A 15889-nucleotide genomic window follows, 5' to 3' on the forward strand; every position below is an offset into this window, starting at 1 on the left:
ACCGGCGCGGGGTTGCGTGGATCGAACGGGCACGTGCACGAAAGGCGGCAGGACACGCATGAACGACGGCATGACGGGCGCGCAGGCGTTGCTGGCCACGTTGGCCGGCGCCGGGGTCGAGGTGGTGTTCGCCAACCCGGGCACGTCGGAGATGCACTTCGTCGCGGCGCTGGAGGCCGAGCCGCGCGTGCGCGGTGTGCTCGGCCTCGCCGAGGGTGCGGTCACGGGTGCCGCGGACGGCTACGCGCGCATGACCGCCACCCCCGGTGTCACGCTGCTGCACCTCGGCCCCGGGCTCGGCAACGGCCTGTCCAACCTGCACAACGCCCGCCGCGCACATTCGCCGGTCGTCAACGTCGTCGGCGACCACGCGACGTACCACAAGCAGTACGACGCACCGCTGGAGTCCGACATCGACGCCGTCGCCGCAACACTCGGGCCGGTGTTCCGGTCGACGGCGTCCGCGGACGTCGGCACGGACGCAGCGGCCGCGCTCGCCGCCGCGCAGGACGCGCCCGGCAGTGTGACGACGCTGATCCTGCCCGCCGACGCCTCGTGGAGCGAGGGCGCCGCTCCCGGGCGGCCGATCACGCCCACCCTGCCCACCCGATCGTCCACTGTGGACGACGTCGCGTCGGTGTGCCGGAGTGGTGAGCCGGTGGTGATCCTGCTCGGCGGCGAGGGGTGTCGCGAGCCCGCGCTGCGTGCGGCGAGCCGGATCTCCGAGGCGCTGGGCGTGCGGCTGTTCGTCGAGACGTTCCCCGCCCGGCTGGAACGCGGGGCCGGGCTGCCGACGGTGGAACGTCTCGGGTACGTGCCCGAGCAGGCCGAACAGCAACTCGCCGGCGCTCGGCACGTCGTCGTCGCCGGCGCGAAGCCGCCCACGACGTTCTTCGCCTACCCCGGCAAGCGCGGCGACCTCGTGCCGTCCGGCGCCGAGCTGCACACCCTCGCCGCTCCGGGCGAGGACGTCACGGCGGCGCTCGAGGAGCTGGCCGACCTCGTCGCCCCGGGAGCCGAACCCGCGCTCGCGCCCGCACGCCGGCCCGAACTGCCGACCGGTGAGCTGCTCGTGGCCACCTGGCCCGACGTCGTCGGCGCGCTGCTGCCCGAGGACGCGATCGTCGTCGACGAGACCAACACCTCGGGCCTGCTGCTCGCCGCCGCGACGGCCGGTGCGCCGCGGCACGACGTGCTGTCCCTCACCGGCGGCGCCATCGGACAGGGCATCCCCGTGGCGACGGGAGCCGCCGTCGCGGCGCCACAGCGGCCGGTCATCAACCTCGAGGCCGACGGCAGTGCGATGTACACGATCTCGGCGTTGTGGACGCAGGCCCGCGAGGGGCTCGACGTGACGACGGTGATCCTCAACAACCGCGCCTACGCCATCCTGCGGATGGAGCTGCAGCGCACGGGCGCGGGCGACGTCGATCCCGCCAAGGCCGGGCTGTTCGATCTGTCCACTCCGGACATCGACTTCGCGAGCCTCGCCGAAGGCATGGGCGTGCCGGCCTCCACGGCGACCACCGCGGAGGAGCTCGCCGACCGGTTCCGCCGCGCCGTGGCCGAACCCGGCCCCCACCTCATCGACGCCCGCATCCCACCACTCCTGTAACCCGCCCGCCGCACGCGTCGTACTCCCGCCCGCAGCCCGGCACCGCTCCTCCCACGCCCGACACCGGGAGAACCGCCGTCGTGGTACGGCTCCGGCGACCGGCCGCGATGACGTAACTGTTACGCCGTTCGGCGCGTGGGTGACGATTCGATTTCCGCATCTGATCCGCAGATGCCGTCCGCCGAATTTGCCTGTTTGACCTGCGTGTTCCCTTCTCGCAAAGGTGGTTCCACCGCTTTCCCGCGCATGCCGACATCGCGGATCCAGCCGAGAGGAACGCCATGAGGACACAGACGACGAAAGCCGTGATCGGCGGACTGGTGCCGCTGCTCCTGCTCGCCGGATGCACGTCCGCCTCCGACGACGGGCGCACCCAGTTGTCCCTCGCCGTGGAGACGAGTGAAGGCGACCCGCTCGCGGACATGCTGCTGACGTTCGCCGACCGCCTCGAAGAAACCCTGGGCGACCAGGTGTCCGTCACGGTGCAGTCCGGCGGAGCCACCGGTGACGAGGAAGCAGTACTGCAGCAACTGCGCGCAGGGTCGGTCGACGTCGCCGCCGTCAGCGGTTCCGTCGCCGGTCTCGACCCCATCTTCGACATCATGGAGGTGCCGTTCCTGTTCACCGACCGGACCGAGGCCACGGAGTTCCTCGACGGTGAATTCGGCCGAGAGATGAGCGAATCCCTGAGCGAGGAGATCGGAGCCCGGGTCCTCGCCTTCGGCGAAAACGGATTCCGGCACATCACCAACAACGAGCGTCCTATCAGGACGCCCGCGGACCTGTCCGGGCTGAAGATCCGCGTTCCCGGAAGTCCTGCCCGGGTCTCGCTGTTCGAGAGTCTCGGCGCGGCACCGACCCAGATCGACATCGGCGAGGCCTACCTGGCTCTCGACCAGGGAGTCCTGGACGGCCAGGAGAATCCGCTGAAGGTCGTCGACGCGTTCTCCTTCCACGAGAAGCAGCGCTACCTCTCGCTGACCTCACACATCTACAGCCCCGTGTACCTGACGATGAACGAGCAGAGCTGGTCCGGCCTGCCCGAGGACCTCCGGACCGGCGTGGAGCAGGCCGCCGCCGACGCCGCGGAGATCAGCCGTGAAGCCGGTACCGAAGCCGACCGCACGCTGAAGGCGAAGTTCGAGGAACAGGGTATGCAGATCAACGAGGCCGACGTGGACGCGTTCCGCCGGAAGGTCGCCGGCGTCCGCGAGGAGATTGCCGACGGCATTCCCGACGACTTCGCGGACCGGGTGCTCGCCCGAGCGGACGACTGAGCCCCGGGCACACCCGCCGCGGCACTCCGCCATAACACACCGCTCCGCCCCAGCACACCGCCGCGGCGGTCGTATCCCCGGCCTTCCCGGCCACGCACACGATCCTCGACCCCACGACCGGCTCGGAGGCGTCATGACCACCACCCGCCCGCAGCTCCCGCTCGGCGCGCTCAACACCGCGAGCCGTGTCGGCCTGATCTACATGGCCTCCAGCACGCTGATGGAAGCCGAGATGTACGCGATGGCGACACCGAGTGTCACCGTGCACACGAGTCGGGTGACACTACCGAAGGTCACCGTGGACGGCATCGACGCGATGATGCGTTCGCCCGAGCTACGGCAGGCAGCGGACCTCGTCAGCCAGGCACCACTCGACGTGCTGCTGTTCGGCGGCACGAGCGCGTCCTTCCTGCACGGCACGGCGTGGGACCGGGAACTGTCCGCGACGCTCACGTCGTGGACCGGCCTGACCGGACGCTGCACCACGACGTCGACCGCGAGCATCGCCGCGTTGCGGGCCGTCGACGCCGGGCCGATCACGCTGGTGACGCCGTACCGGCAGGAGGTCGTCGACCGGGCTGCGCGTTTCTTCGGGGAGAACGGGCACCCCGTCGTCTCGTCGACGGCGCTCGGCATCACCGACGATCACGCCCTGGCCGAGGTGCCGCTCGAGCGGGTGTACGACCTGGCCGTGAAGGCCGACACGCCGCAGGCCGGTGCCGTGTTCATCAGCTGCACCAACCTCGCGAGCGTGGGCGCCGTCGCGGCGCTGGAGGACGCACTCGGCAAGCCGGTCGTCAGCGCGGTGCAGGCCTCGTTCTGGTACTGCCTGCGGCTGGCGGGTATCGCGGCCGCGAAACCCGGCTTCGGCTCGCTGTTCGAGCGCACCGGCACGGTCGGGAGCCATTCATGACAGGAACCCGGCCACGGTCCGGAACCCGAGCGGCCGCGGGCGGCGACGTGGTCGACCGGACGCTCGGGGCTCTGGCTGCGCTGTGCCTTCTGGTGATCGTCGTGATGCTGTTCGCCAACGCGTGCCTGCGGCAGCTGGCCGACATGCCGTTGCCCTGGGTGGAGGAGGTCGTGACCGGCCTGCTGTTGTGGCTGACCATGTTCGGGTTCGTGTTGGGCGTGCGCAGGCACGAGTCCATCGCGGTCCGGACGTTCGTGACCAAGCTGCCCGTACGGGTGGCAGTCGGGGTCCGCATCGTCACCGAGCTCGTGACCGCCGCGGTGCTGCTGCATCTCGCCTGGTTCTCGCTGCAGTACGTCGTGGACTTCGGCGGAGACGCGACGCCGTATCTCCGGCTGCCGCGCGGGTTCTTCACCGCCGCGATCCCGGTGGGGGCCGCCGCGGGTGCGCTCACGGTCCTGGCGCGGCTGACCTCCGCGCGCGCCGTCGTGCTGCGCGAACGTGAGGAGCCCGCCGGATGACCCTCGCACTCACACTCGCCGTCATCGTGGGACTGCTGGTGCTCGGCACCCCACTGATCGTCTCGATGGCCGCCGGTGTCGCAGTGTTCTCGCTGGTCGACGGCTCGTGGGCGCTGCACTATCCGCAGCAGGTCGCGGACGGCATGGGCAGCTTCGTACTGCTGGCTATGCCACTGTTCATCTTCGCGGGCATGATGATGAACGCCGGAGGAATCGCGGACCGGGTGTTCGCCTTCGCCCGTTCCCTCACCGGACCCCTACCGGGCGGTCTCGCCCAGGTCAACGTGTCGACAAGTCTCTTCTTCGGCGGCATGGTGGGCACGTCCGTGGCCGATCTGTCCGCAACAGGCTCGACGATCATCCCGCAGATGCGCAGGGGCGGGTACCCGGCCGCGTACGGCGCCGCCGTGACGGCGTCCTCGTCGGGCGTCGGACCGCTGATGCCGCCGTCGTCACCGATGGTCCTCTACGCGGCGGCCACCGGCACGTCACTGAGCACGTTGTTCCTTGCCGGGATCGTGCCGGGCCTGGCGCTGACCGCGGCACTGATGACGGTGGTCGCGGTGCAGGCCACCCGCAACCGCTGGGGCGAACGCACCCCGCTGCGGGCCGCTGACATCCTCCGGACACTGCGATCGGCGGTGCCGGCCTTCGGCGTGCCCGTACTGGTCGTGCTCGGCCTCGTCCTGGGCGTGTTCACGCCCACCGAGTCGAGCGCCTTCGCCGCCGTGTACGCGGTCGCGGTCTCGGCACTGGTGTATCGCACACTCGACGGACGGACGCTGTATCGCTGCCTCGTCGACGCGGCCGTGCTCACCGGCGAGGTGATGCTGATCGTCGGAGTCTCCGTGGCACTGGGCGCCGTTCTCGCCTCGGCCGGCCTGCCCGCCGCGCTCACCGAGTTCGCCGTCTCGGTCGTACCGGGCGACGTACAGCTCGGCTACCTGGTCGTGCTGGTGTCGATCGCCGTCGTGGCGGGCATGCTGTTCGACCCGCTGATCCCCGTCATCATGCCCGTGCTGCTGCCGACGATCCTCGCCGTCGGCATCGACCCGGTGCATTTCGGTGTCGTCATCGTGCTGACCGTGGTGATCGGCCAGATCACCCCGCCCGTGGCGATGTCACTCGTCGTCGCCGCGAAGCTCGCGAAGGTCGACCCGTGGCACGTGTTCCGTGCGAACGTCCCGTTCCTCGCGGCCGCGGTCGCCGTGCTCGTGCTCGTCATGGTCTTCCCCGACCTCGCCACCTGGCTACCCGACGCCGTCGGGCAATGACCCCGCATCCCTCGCAGCATCGACACCACCCTGGAGGTTCGGTGAGACCGACACAGCGCTCCCTGCTCCGCCTCACGACGTCCGTCCTGACGGTCGGCGCCCTCACCGCCGCACTCGGGGGCTGCACCCTCGCCGGTAGCGAGCCGCCCGCCGACGACAATCGGCGCAGCGTGACCGTCGGCTTCATGCACGACGTCCACGCGGCGAACGTGTGGACCATGGACGAATGCGAGTCCGACACGCTCCGGATCGAACTCAGCTCGTTCAAGCAGTTCGCCGAGATCCAGCGTGGCCTCGAACAGGGGCAGGTCGACGCGGCGATGATGGGGTACCAGAACCTCGGCCAGATGCTCGACAACGGGTTCGAGGACTTCCGTGCCGTGTCCGGCGTGTACCGCGGCGGCGAACACATTACGGTGGCCAGCGGATCCAGCATCGAGCGTTGGGACGACCTGCGCGGCGCACGGATCGGGATCCCGCCCAACAGCTTCGTCGAGATGCTCTTCCGCGCCTCGCTACGGGAGAACGGCGTCGACGTCGCGGACATGGAACTCGTCCCGTTCGCCGGTGCGGGCCCGCCGCTGCAGACGGCGCTGCGCAACGGCGACGTGGACGCGATGGTGGCCTGGGAACCGAACGGGTCGACCGCCGTGACCGAGGGCTACGGGGTACAACCGCCCTTCGACATCCAGAACGGCGCCCTGGGTGACGCGACCGCGCTGCTGTACGTCACCGAACAGCTCGCGGCCGAGGACGCCGACGTGACGGACGCACTGGTCGATTGCCTGCAGGAACGCACCGAGGCGCTCGGCGCCGACGTCGACGCCTGGGTGGAGGCCCTGCGGCAGCAGACCGGCCTGAGCGCGGAAGTCTCCCGCACCGCTATCGAGACGGGCGAGATGGACCTGGAACTGCCGCAGGCGTCCGCGGAGAACATCATCGCCGAGTTCGCCGACAACGGACTGCTCGACGACACCAGCGACCGCGTGAGCGAGTTCTTCGACTACGGCCCGCTCGAGCGCGTCACCGGGCGGCGAGCGGCCGATCTGGGCGCCACCGAATGAGGGCGACCGACGCGGCGGGACCTGCCGCACGGACCGCCTCCGGCGGCTCCCCGGAGGCGACCGCAGAAGCAGCCACACCGCGTCGCACCGGGCCGCGCCTGCGGATCCGGCCGCAGTACCTGGCCGTCCCGGTGCTGTTGGTGGTGCTGTGGGAGCTCGCGGTGGTGTCCGGGCTCATCGACGCCCGGTCGGTTCCCGCGCCCCACACTGTCGCGCGGACGTGGTGGACCTGGGCCGCAGGCGGTCCCGACGCGGCCGCGGATCCCTACAGTGGCACCTGGCTGCCGTCGGTGTACGCCAGCACTCAGCGAGTCCTCTTCGGATTCGCGTTGTCGGCCGTCGCGGGAACCGCGGTCGGGTTGCTCATCGGCTGGTCCCGATGGGCCCGAATGCTGCTGCAGCCGGTCATCGACATTCTCCGGCCGATCCCGACGACCGCCTGGGTGCCGTTCGCAGTGGTCTTCTTCGGAATCCAGCCCACGGCTTCGATCTTCCTGATCGCGCTCGGCTGTTTCCCGCCGATCGTGCTGAACGCGACCGCGGGAGCACGGGGCACGCCCGACGTGCTCGTGTCCGCCGCACGCATGCTCGGCACGAGTCCGCAGAGGACGCTCTGGCGGGTCGGTCTGCCATCGGCTCTGCCGTCACTGCTGACCGGACTCCGCGTGGGCCTGGCGCTCGCCTGGGTGCTGGTGATCGTGTCGGAAATGGTGGCCGTCAAATCCGGACTCGGCTTCAGTCTCTGGGACGCCTACTACTTCGGGCGCATGGACGTGATCGTGGTGGCGATGCTCACGGTCGGCCTCCTCGGCTATCTGTCCGACAAGCTGCTCAACCTGGCCGCACGGCCCGTACTGAAATGGGCGCCCGATGTCCGATGAACCGACCTTCGCCTCCGCCCTCGTCGACGACCCGCCGCAGCCCATGATCGGTTGCCGTGGGGTGAGCAAGACGTTTCCCGGGGCAGGCCGCGACTTCGTCGCGCTCGACGGCGTCGACCTCGACATCGCCCCCGACGAGTTCATCACCGTGCTCGGCCCGTCCGGATGCGGCAAGTCGACGCTGCTCAACCTCATCGCCGGTTTCGACCTGCCGACCGCGGGCACGGTGTCGGTCGCAGGCGGTCCGGTGACCGGTCCGTCGCCGGACAAGGGTGTCGTGTTCCAGGACTTCGCCCTGTTCCCGTGGCTGACCGTCCGCAAGAACATCGCGTACGGACTCCGTGAGAAGCGGCTCCCCAAGGCCGAGATCCGGCGGATCGTCGACGACATGCTCGACACGGTCGGTCTCGAGCGCGTCGCGGACCACTACCCACACCAGTTGTCCGGAGGAATGAAACAACGGGTGTCCATTGCCAGGGTCCTCGCGATCGACCCTCGGATCCTGCTGTTGGACGAGCCGTTCGGGGCACTCGACGAACAGCGCCGGTCAGGCTTGCAGGACGAACTGCTGCGCATCTGGGAGCAACGCCGCAAGACGGCCGTGTTCGTCACGCATTCGGTGGAGGAAGCGATCGTGCTGGGCGACCGTGTCGTCGTCATGGCCGCGGGACCGGGCCGGATCACGGCGGTCGTCGACGTGGACCTCGCCCGGCCACGCGACCGCACCTCGGACGAGTTCAATGCGCTCCGACGCGAGGTCACCGCACACCTGTGGTCCTGAGTGGGGCCTCCCGGCCGGAAGCCGAGAGGCCCCGCACGATCGTCAGGCCGGCGCGATCGGGCACGACTCACCGGCGAGTGTGCGATACGACCCGCGCAGGTGCACGAGCGGATCGGCGTCCCCGTGCCGGGCCGTCACCACGCGGCCCAGGTGCAGGACATGCGTGCCGATGTCCTGCACGCCCAGCAGCCCGCATTCGAACGACACCGCGGCACCGTCGAGCAGCGGAAGACCGTTGCTGCCACCGGACCACTCGTCGTCGCGGAACGAGAATCGCGGCCTGCCTGGGGCCTCCCTGCCCGCGAACGTGTCGGCGACCCGGTCCTGCCCCGCGGCCAGCACCGAGACGTTGAACGCTTCCCTGACCGCGATGACGTCGTTGAGAGGGCTGCGCTGCTGAATACAGACGCCGAGCACGGGCGGATCGTCGGAAACGCGGCTGAACGCCGAGACCGTCTGCCCCAGTTCCCGTTGCCCCAGTTCCCGGGACACATCGGCCGACGTGACGATCGTGACCGGCGTCGCGGTACGGCTGCAGGCCTTCACGAAGGCGCGCGCCACCTCGGCGGAGTCGGCGGCGACATCATCGGACACTCGAATTCCTCCCAGCTTCGCGAAATGGGACGCGGCACGGGCGGAAGCGACGTTTTGGCTCATACGTCCATAATTCAACGCCGCCCGCCATCGGACCAACAGTTCTTTTTTCTGCAGCTCATCTGTCCGGAAGATGACGCAGACTCCCCGGAATCACGCGAGGAACTCACAGCGTGACGACGACCTTGCCGAATTTTGCCGAATCGTCGAATCGTCGATGGGCGGCCGCGATGTCACGGAGCGGGAACACCGTGTCGACGACCGGGGTCACGACGCCGGCCTCGACGAGCGGCAGCACCTCGCGGGCCACCTCGGCGCACAACCGGGACCGCACCGACGTCTCGAGCATGCCGAGACTCGACGACGACACCTCCACACCCCGCCGCATCATCGCGGCCAGGTCGACCGTCCCGGGCCCGCCGGCCTGCGTGCCGACCACGACGAGCCGTCCGAGCGGCGCCAGCAGGCCGAGATTCGCCTCCAGCGCGGGGCCGCCCTGGTTGTCGAGGACGACGTCCATCCCACCGGGCAGGCCCGCCCCGACCGCCGCAGCCACGTCGCCGGCATGGTCGAGCACGTCCACGCCGCACACGGCGCGGCACCGATCCACCTTCGACGCACTCGCCGTCCCGACGACGTCGGCGCCGAGTGCCCTGCCGACCTGTGCGGCCAGCACCCCGACACCGCCCGACACGCCGTGCACCAGCAGCCGCTCCCCTGCCTTCAGCCGTCCCCGGTGAACGAGGTTCCACCACGACGTGGCCAGCGCTTCCGGCAACGTCGCGGCCGTGACGTCGTCGAGCGTCTCCGGCAGCGAGATGCACGCACCCTCGGGTGCGTTGACGAACTCGGCGTAGCCACCGGAACGCAACAGCACACCGACCCGATCGCCGGGGGAGAACCGTTCGACCCCGGCGCCGACCTCGGCCACCTCGCCCACGCACTCGAGCCCGCCGATGCCGCCACGCGGTGCCGGTACGACACCGCGACGCTGGAGAACGTCGACATTGTTCACACCCACGGCACGGACGCGCACGAGCACCTCGCCCTCGCCCGCGGCCGGTCGTGCCACCACCGCCTGCGTCAGCGTGTCGGGCCCGCCCACGGCGTCGACCACGACGGCCCGCATCGTCGGCGCCGTCATGCGCCGGCCCCGGCGTGGAACGTGCGGATCGCGGCGGCGAACTCCTCGGGCACCGTCTCCGGCGACGAGATGTCCCCGTTCTCCAGAACAACCTGGCCCGCCTGCGGGAACGCGGCCGCGATGCGATGTCGCGCCGGGAAGGCCCGCGGGTCACGCGCCGAGGCGACGCACAGCACCGGCCCCGAGTAGGCACCCACCCGGTCCTCCGACCGGTACGCCGCAACGGCGGCATGGCCGCGGTCGGCGTCGGCATGGTCCAGGACATCCCGCACGTACCGGCTCAGAACCCGGTGGGAGGCTCCGGCCAGGAACCCGGTGCGGCGTTGCCACAGTGCGGCCAGGTGCGCACCGTCGTCGACGGGAGGCACCACGTTGAACGGTTCCGCCGAGGCCCTGCGCCTGCGTTCGTCGGCGTCGACGTACGGCGTCGACGACAGCACCAGCGACCGCACACGCCCGGGCACCACGGCCGCCACGTGATACGCCACCAGCCCGCCGAAATGGTGGCCGACGAGGTGGAACTCCCCCACCCCCAGCGCATCGAGCAGGCCGGTGACCGAGGCGGCCGCTTCCTCGATCGTGTTCTCCGGGGCGGGCCCCGACGCGCCGAACCCCAGCAGATCCGGCGTGATCACCCGGTAGCCGTCGAGCAGCGGCATCACCGACGCGAACTCGTCCCAGCAACGCGGCGTCTGGTGCAACAACACCAGCGGCACTCCGCTCCCGCACTCGACGTAATGCACCCGCCCGACGTCCGTCGTTACATATCCCGGACTGAATTCCCTCGTGATCACGCGTCCTCCGCACAGAGATATCGAAATTCCAGTCTCGAAGCGCCGTCGATTCCGGTCAAACATCGAATCCAGAAATTCCCCATCTGGAGAATCGATACGTCCTGCGGCACCCCGCCGCGAAGGAAGGCGCACGTGGTGGACGTCGGAGAATCATCGCCGAAACGGATAGGACACTCCGGAAAAACGATTAACACGGCGCTGACGCGACGGAAAATCCGCACTGCTGCACTGGTGGCGACCGCTCACCGTATGCCCGGGAGTTCCATGTCCTCGCCGCACTCTCCGATCGTGCTCAGCACAAGCCCTCGGGACGTCATCGCCCCCGTACACCGCCGCCACGGAAGCGGCCTCCCCGAGCACGACCTGCGGTTCGTCAAGCCCCGTACGGCGGATGAACTCCACAGCCTCATCACCGGCGCCGACTTCGTGCTCGGAGACTGGACCGGCGAACTCCGCCTCGACCGCGCCACGCTCGCGCTCGCCGAACGGTGCCGCCTGATCGTGCAACCGACGGCGGGCCACGACTCGATCGACGTCGATGCCGCCCGCGAACTCGGAATCCCGGTGGCCAACACACCCGGAGCGAACACCCGGGCGGTCGCTGAGTGGACCGTCATGGCAATGCTCATGGTCGTCAAGAACGCCCTGGTCAATCACGAACGCACCCGCCGCGGTGAGTGGTGGATGACCGCCGCGGCTGACGAAGGGCTTCACGACCTGGCGGGGCGTGCCGTCGGCATCCTCGGGATGGGGCGCACCGGCCTGGCCGTCGCACGGCGGCTCGCTGCGTTCGGAGTCGCGCCGATCCTCTATCACCATCGCAGGCCGGTCACCGATGCCGACAGCGCGGGCCTTCCGCTGGAGCGGGTGTCCGGTGTGGACGAACTCTGCACCCGGAGCGACGTCCTCAGCCTGCACGTTCCGCTCACCGGGGACACCCGCGGGCTGATCGACCGTCGCCGGTTACGTCTCCTGGGATCCGGCGGCGTGCTGGTCAACGGAGCCCGCGGTCCCGTCGTCGACGAGCATGCACTCCACACCGCTCTCCGCAGCCGTGAGATCTCCTCCGCGGCCCTCGACGTGTTCGGTGACGAACCGCTCACCGGCGAGCATCGTTGGGCCGAGCTCGACAACGTGTTTCTGTCTCCTCACCTCGCCGGGTCGACACTCGAGTCGCGGGAGGCGATGACCGCGGGAGCTCTCGCCTCGCTCGACACCGCGCTGCGCGGAGGCCTGCCGAGCACGATCGTCAACGACGTGGCGGGCCTGCACATGCCCGGCCCCGCGACGGAGTGACCTGCCTGCGTGGCACAGCCCGGGGAACCGTGGCAACACCCGGGAACTCGGCACGACGGCGTTGCAGCGCACCACGAGCCCCGAGAACGCAGCCGCGCGGCAACGCGTCAATGAGGGCGGTGGCCGGTTGACAGGCGGCCGCAACACGGTCCCGGGAGTCGACAACACGAGCCCCTAGGAACGCAACACGGGCTCCCGAGAACGCAACACGGCCCCGGTCGCCAAGTTCGCGACCGGGGCCGTGTCGTTCACAACCGGCTGAGCCGGAGGGCGTTCACGCCCGATTCAACCGGTGGGCGTGGACACCCGGCTCAGGCGCGGGCGATCACTCGTAGATCTCGCCCTTCTCGGCCTTCGCGACCAGCGAGGCCGGCGGCTCGAAGTGGTTGCCGTAGCGCGCGGCGAGTTCCTTGGAGCGCGCCACGAAGCCCTTCAGACCACCCTCGTAGCCATTGATGTACTGGATCACGCCACCGGTCCACGGCGGGAATCCGATGCCCATGATCGAGCCGATGTTGGCGTCCTCGACGGTGTTCAGCACGCCTTCGTCGAAGCACTTCACGGTTTCGAGGGCCTCGGCGAAGAGCATGCGCTCCTTGAGGTCCTCGAACGGCACGTCGCCGCTGCCCGAGTTGAACGCCTCCCGCAGGCCCGGCCACAGCTGCGTCCGGTTGCCCTCGTCGTCGTAGTCGTAGAAGCCCGACCCCGTGGAACGGCCCTTGCGGTCGTACTCGTCGACCATCCTGTCGACGATCGCATCCGCCGGGTGCGGCTCCCACGTGCCGCCCGCGGCCTCGACGGCCTCCTTGGTCTCGAGGCGGATCTTGCGCGGCAGCGTGAGCGTCAGCTCGTCCATCAGCTGCAGCGGCGGTGCCGGGTACCCGGCCTGTGCACCGGCCTGCTCGATCGTCGCGGGCTCGACGCCCTCGCCGAGCGCCGCCACGGCCTCGTTGATGAACGTGCCGATGACGCGCGAGGTGAAGAAGCCACGGCTGTCGTTGACGACGATCGGCGTCTTCTTGATCTGCAGCGTGTAGTCGAAGACCTTCGCCAGCGTGGCGTCGGAGGTCTTCTCGCCGCGGATGATCTCCACGAGCGGCATCTTGTCCACCGGCGAGAAGAAGTGGATGCCGATGAAGTCCTCCTGCCGCTGCACACCCTCGGCCAGGCCGGTGATGGGCAGCGTGGAGGTGTTGGAACCGAGCACCGCGTCCGGGTTGACGACGTCCTCGATCTCCTGGAACACCTTGTGCTTGAGCTCGGTGCTCTCGAAGACGGCCTCGATGACGAAGTCGACACCCTTCAGGTCGGCCGGGTCGGCGGTCGGCGTGATGCGGCCGAGCAGCGCGTCCGACTTCTCCTGCGTGGTCTTGCCCCGTCCCAGGGCCTTCTCCTCGAGCTTGACGGCGTAGCCCTTGCCCTTCTCGGCGTTCTCCTGGGAGACGTCCTTGAGCACCACGTCGATGCCGGCCTTCGCCGACACGTACGCGATCGCCGCACCCATCATGCCCGCGCCGAGCACACCGACCTTCTTGGCCTGGTACTGGTCGTAGCCGTCGGGACGGGACTCACCCGCGTTGATGGCCTGCAGGTCGAAGAAGAACGCCTTGGTCATGTTCTTCGCGACCTGGCCGGTGACGAGGCTGACGAAGTAACGCGTCTCGATCAGGCCCGCCGTCTCGACGTCGACCTGCGCGCCCTCGACCGCGGCGGCCAGGATGGCGCGCGGCGCGGGCATCGGCGCACCCTTGAGCTGCTTGCGCAGGTTCGCGGGGAACGCGGGCAGGTTGGCGGCGAACTTCGGGTTCGACGGGCTGCCGCCCGGGATCTTGTACCCCTTCTGGTCCCACGGCTGCACGCCGCCCTCGGGGTTCTCCTTGATCCACGCCTTGGCCTTCGGCAGCAGTTCGTCCACCGAGGACACGAGCTCGTCCACGAGGCCCAGTTCGAGCGCCTTGCCCGGCTTGTGCCGCTGGCCCTGCACGAGCACGTTCATCACGGCGCTCTGGATGCCGAGCAGGCGCACCGTGCGGACGATGCCGCCGCCACCGGGCAGCAGGCCCAGCGACACCTCGGGCAGGCCGATGGCCGTGCCCTTGACGTCGGCGACGATCCGGCGGTGGCACGCCAGCGCGATCTCCAGGCCACCGCCGAGTGCCGCGCCGTTGACGGCGGCGACGACCGGCCTGCCCAGCGTCTCGAGCCTGCGCAGCTGCGCCTTCAGTTCGTTGGTCATGTCCGTGATCTCGGCGGCGTCGTCGGGCGTCGCCTTGATCAGGTCGTTCAGGTCGCCGCCTGCGAAGAACGTCTTCTTCGCGGAGGTCAGCACGACACCGGTGATGGAGTCCTTCTCGGACTCGAGACGGTCGAGCACGACGCCCATCGACTCGCGGTAGTCCGCGTTCATCGTGTTGGCCGACTGCTTCGGGTCGTCCATCGTCAGCGTGACGATGCCGTCGGAGTCCTGCTCCCAGCGGATGGTCTTGGCTTCAGTCATTGTTGTCGCTCGCCCTCACACACGCTCGATGATCGTGCCGATACCCATGCCGCCGCCGATGCACAGCGACAGCAACGCGCGCCGCTCCTGGCGCCGCTCCAGCTCGTCGACCATCGTGCCGAGGATCATCGCGCCGGTGGCGCCGAGCGGGTGACCCATCGCGATGGCGCCGCCGTTGACGTTGACCTTCTCCTCCGGCAGCTTCAGGTCCTTCATCCACTTCATGACGACCGACGCGAACGCCTCGTTCAGCTCGAACAGGTCGATGTCGTCGGTGGTCATGCCCGCCTGCGCCAGCACCTTCTCGGAGGCGGGCGTCGGGCCGGTGAGCATGATCGTCGGGTCGGAGCCGGTGATCGCGGTCGACACGATGCGCGCACGCGGCGTCAGCCCGAGGTCCTTGCCGACCTGCTCGTTGCCGATCAGCACGAGCGCGGCGCCGTCGACGATGCCGGAGGAGTTGCCGCCCGTGTGGACGTGGTTCAGCTTCTCGACCTGGTGGTACTTCTGCAGCGCCACCGCGTCGAAGCCGCCCATCTCGCCGATGCCCTCGAAGGCGGGCTTGAGCTTGGCCAGGTCCTCGACGGTGGTGCCGGGACGGCGGTGCTCGTCGTGGTCGAGGATCGTCACGCCGTTCATGTCCTTGACCGGCACGACCGACTTGGCGAAGTAACCCCCGGACCACGCCGCCTCGGCCTTCTCCTGCGAGCGGACGGCGAAGCGGTCGACGTCCTCGCGGGAGAAGCCCTCGAGCGTGGCGATCAGGTCGGCGCCGATGCCCTGCGGCACGAAGTAGGTGTCGTAGTTCGTGGCCGGGTCGGTGAACATCGCGCCGCCGTCGGTGCCCATCGGCACGCGGGACATCGACTCGACGCCGCCCGCGAGGAGCAGCCCCTCCCAGCCGGAGCGTACGCGTGCAGCGGCCTGGTTGACGGCTTCGAGACCCGACGCGCAGAACCGGTTGAGCTGCACGCCCGCGACACTGTCGGGCAGACCGCCCGCCATCGCGGCGCCGCGCGCGATGTCCGCACCCTGGTCACCGACGGGCGAGACGACGCCGAGGACGATGTCCTCAATCTTGGCCGGGTCCAGGCCCGGGTGTCGGCTCTTGATCTCGTCGATCAGGCCCGTGACCAGGTCGATCGGTTTCGTCCCGTGCAGGGCTCCGCCCTTGTTCTTGCCACGAGGCGTGCGGATCGCCTCGTAGATGAACGCCTCTGTACTCACACCAACGGTCC

14 protein-coding genes are annotated in these 15889 nt (G+C 69.5%); 9 read left to right on the forward strand and 5 right to left on the reverse strand.

Translation table 11 applies throughout. From position 1 onward, the window contains the following. Positions 1-70: 70 nt before the first annotated feature. The 8 genes from LY13_RS12580 (at position 71) to LY13_RS12615 (ending at position 8326) form a co-directional block, all read left to right on the forward strand. Positions 71-1615 carry an acetolactate synthase large subunit gene (locus LY13_RS12580; RefSeq protein WP_372493822.1) on the forward strand — a complete coding sequence of 515 codons (1545 nt, stop codon included), beginning with the start codon at positions 71-73 and terminating at the stop codon, positions 1613-1615. Positions 1616-1896: 281 nt separating this feature from the next. Continuing rightward, positions 1897-2892 (forward strand): TRAP transporter substrate-binding protein, encoded by a 996-nt coding sequence (locus tag LY13_RS12585; protein ID WP_253828585.1) that lies wholly within the window; start codon positions 1897-1899, stop codon positions 2890-2892. Positions 2893-3025: 133 nt separating this feature from the next. Next, on the forward strand, positions 3026-3805 hold the full coding sequence (locus LY13_RS12590; RefSeq protein ID WP_253828586.1) for a maleate cis-trans isomerase family protein: 780 nt from the start codon (positions 3026-3028) through the stop codon (positions 3803-3805). After that, positions 3802-4326 carry a TRAP transporter small permease gene (locus tag LY13_RS12595; protein ID WP_253828587.1) on the forward strand — a complete coding sequence of 175 codons (525 nt, stop codon included), beginning with the start codon at positions 3802-3804 and terminating at the stop codon, positions 4324-4326. Before LY13_RS12590 ends, LY13_RS12595 begins: the two co-directional genes overlap by 4 nt. After that, positions 4323-5600, forward strand: a complete 1278-nt coding sequence (locus LY13_RS12600; protein ID WP_253828588.1) for a TRAP transporter large permease — start codon at positions 4323-4325, stop codon at positions 5598-5600. The genes LY13_RS12595 and LY13_RS12600 overlap by 4 nt, the downstream gene beginning before the upstream one ends. A 41-nt stretch (positions 5601-5641) precedes the next feature. Continuing rightward, positions 5642-6664, forward strand: a complete 1023-nt coding sequence (locus tag LY13_RS12605) for an ABC transporter substrate-binding protein (protein ID WP_253828589.1) — start codon at positions 5642-5644, stop codon at positions 6662-6664. Further along, positions 6661-7545, forward strand: a complete 885-nt coding sequence (locus LY13_RS12610) for an ABC transporter permease (protein WP_253828590.1) — start codon at positions 6661-6663, stop codon at positions 7543-7545. The genes LY13_RS12605 and LY13_RS12610 overlap by 4 nt, the downstream gene beginning before the upstream one ends. Further along, entirely contained in the window at positions 7535-8326 is a 792-nt protein-coding gene (locus LY13_RS12615; protein ID WP_253828591.1) for an ABC transporter ATP-binding protein, read from the forward strand. The genes LY13_RS12610 and LY13_RS12615 overlap by 11 nt, the downstream gene beginning before the upstream one ends. Before the next feature lie 42 nt (positions 8327-8368). On the opposite strand, the gene LY13_RS12620 is transcribed toward LY13_RS12615, so the two are convergent. The 3 genes from LY13_RS12620 to LY13_RS12630 all read right to left on the reverse strand — a co-directional run bounded on the left by LY13_RS12620 (position 8369) and on the right by LY13_RS12630 (position 10771). Further along, entirely contained in the window at positions 8369-8920 is a 552-nt protein-coding gene (locus LY13_RS12620; RefSeq protein ID WP_253828592.1) for a flavin reductase family protein, read from the reverse strand. A 166-nt stretch (positions 8921-9086) separates the two neighbouring features. Continuing rightward, the gene (locus tag LY13_RS12625; RefSeq protein ID WP_253828593.1) at positions 9087-10064 is read right to left on the reverse strand and encodes a zinc-binding dehydrogenase; all 978 of its coding nucleotides are present in this window, start codon (positions 10062-10064) and stop codon (positions 9087-9089) included. Beyond that, positions 10061-10771, reverse strand: coding sequence for an alpha/beta fold hydrolase (locus tag LY13_RS12630; RefSeq protein ID WP_253828594.1), 711 nt, complete (start codon positions 10769-10771; stop codon positions 10061-10063). The genes LY13_RS12625 and LY13_RS12630 overlap by 4 nt, the downstream gene beginning before the upstream one ends. A 375-nt stretch (positions 10772-11146) precedes the next feature. On the opposite strand from LY13_RS12630, the gene LY13_RS12635 reads away from it, so the two are divergent. After that, the gene (locus LY13_RS12635) at positions 11147-12154 is read left to right on the forward strand and encodes a 2-hydroxyacid dehydrogenase (protein ID WP_253828595.1); all 1008 of its coding nucleotides are present in this window, start codon (positions 11147-11149) and stop codon (positions 12152-12154) included. A gap of 325 nt (positions 12155-12479) precedes the next feature. Here the strand turns inward: LY13_RS12635 and LY13_RS12640 are convergent, their stop codons facing one another. Together LY13_RS12640 and LY13_RS12645 are read right to left on the reverse strand one after the other, a co-directional pair. After that, positions 12480-14651: a 3-hydroxyacyl-CoA dehydrogenase NAD-binding domain-containing protein gene (locus LY13_RS12640; protein WP_253828596.1), complete on the reverse strand. Its 2172-nt coding sequence runs from the start codon at positions 14649-14651 to the stop codon at positions 12480-12482. A gap of 15 nt (positions 14652-14666) precedes the next feature. After that, the gene (locus LY13_RS12645) at positions 14667-15878 is read right to left on the reverse strand and encodes an acetyl-CoA C-acetyltransferase (RefSeq protein WP_253828597.1); all 1212 of its coding nucleotides are present in this window, start codon (positions 15876-15878) and stop codon (positions 14667-14669) included. Between the last annotated feature and the right edge of the window lie 11 nt (positions 15879-15889).

The sequence above is a fragment of the Prauserella aidingensis genome (assembly GCF_024171865.1).
In the GTDB taxonomy this organism is placed as follows: domain Bacteria; phylum Actinomycetota; class Actinomycetes; order Mycobacteriales; family Pseudonocardiaceae; genus Prauserella; species Prauserella aidingensis.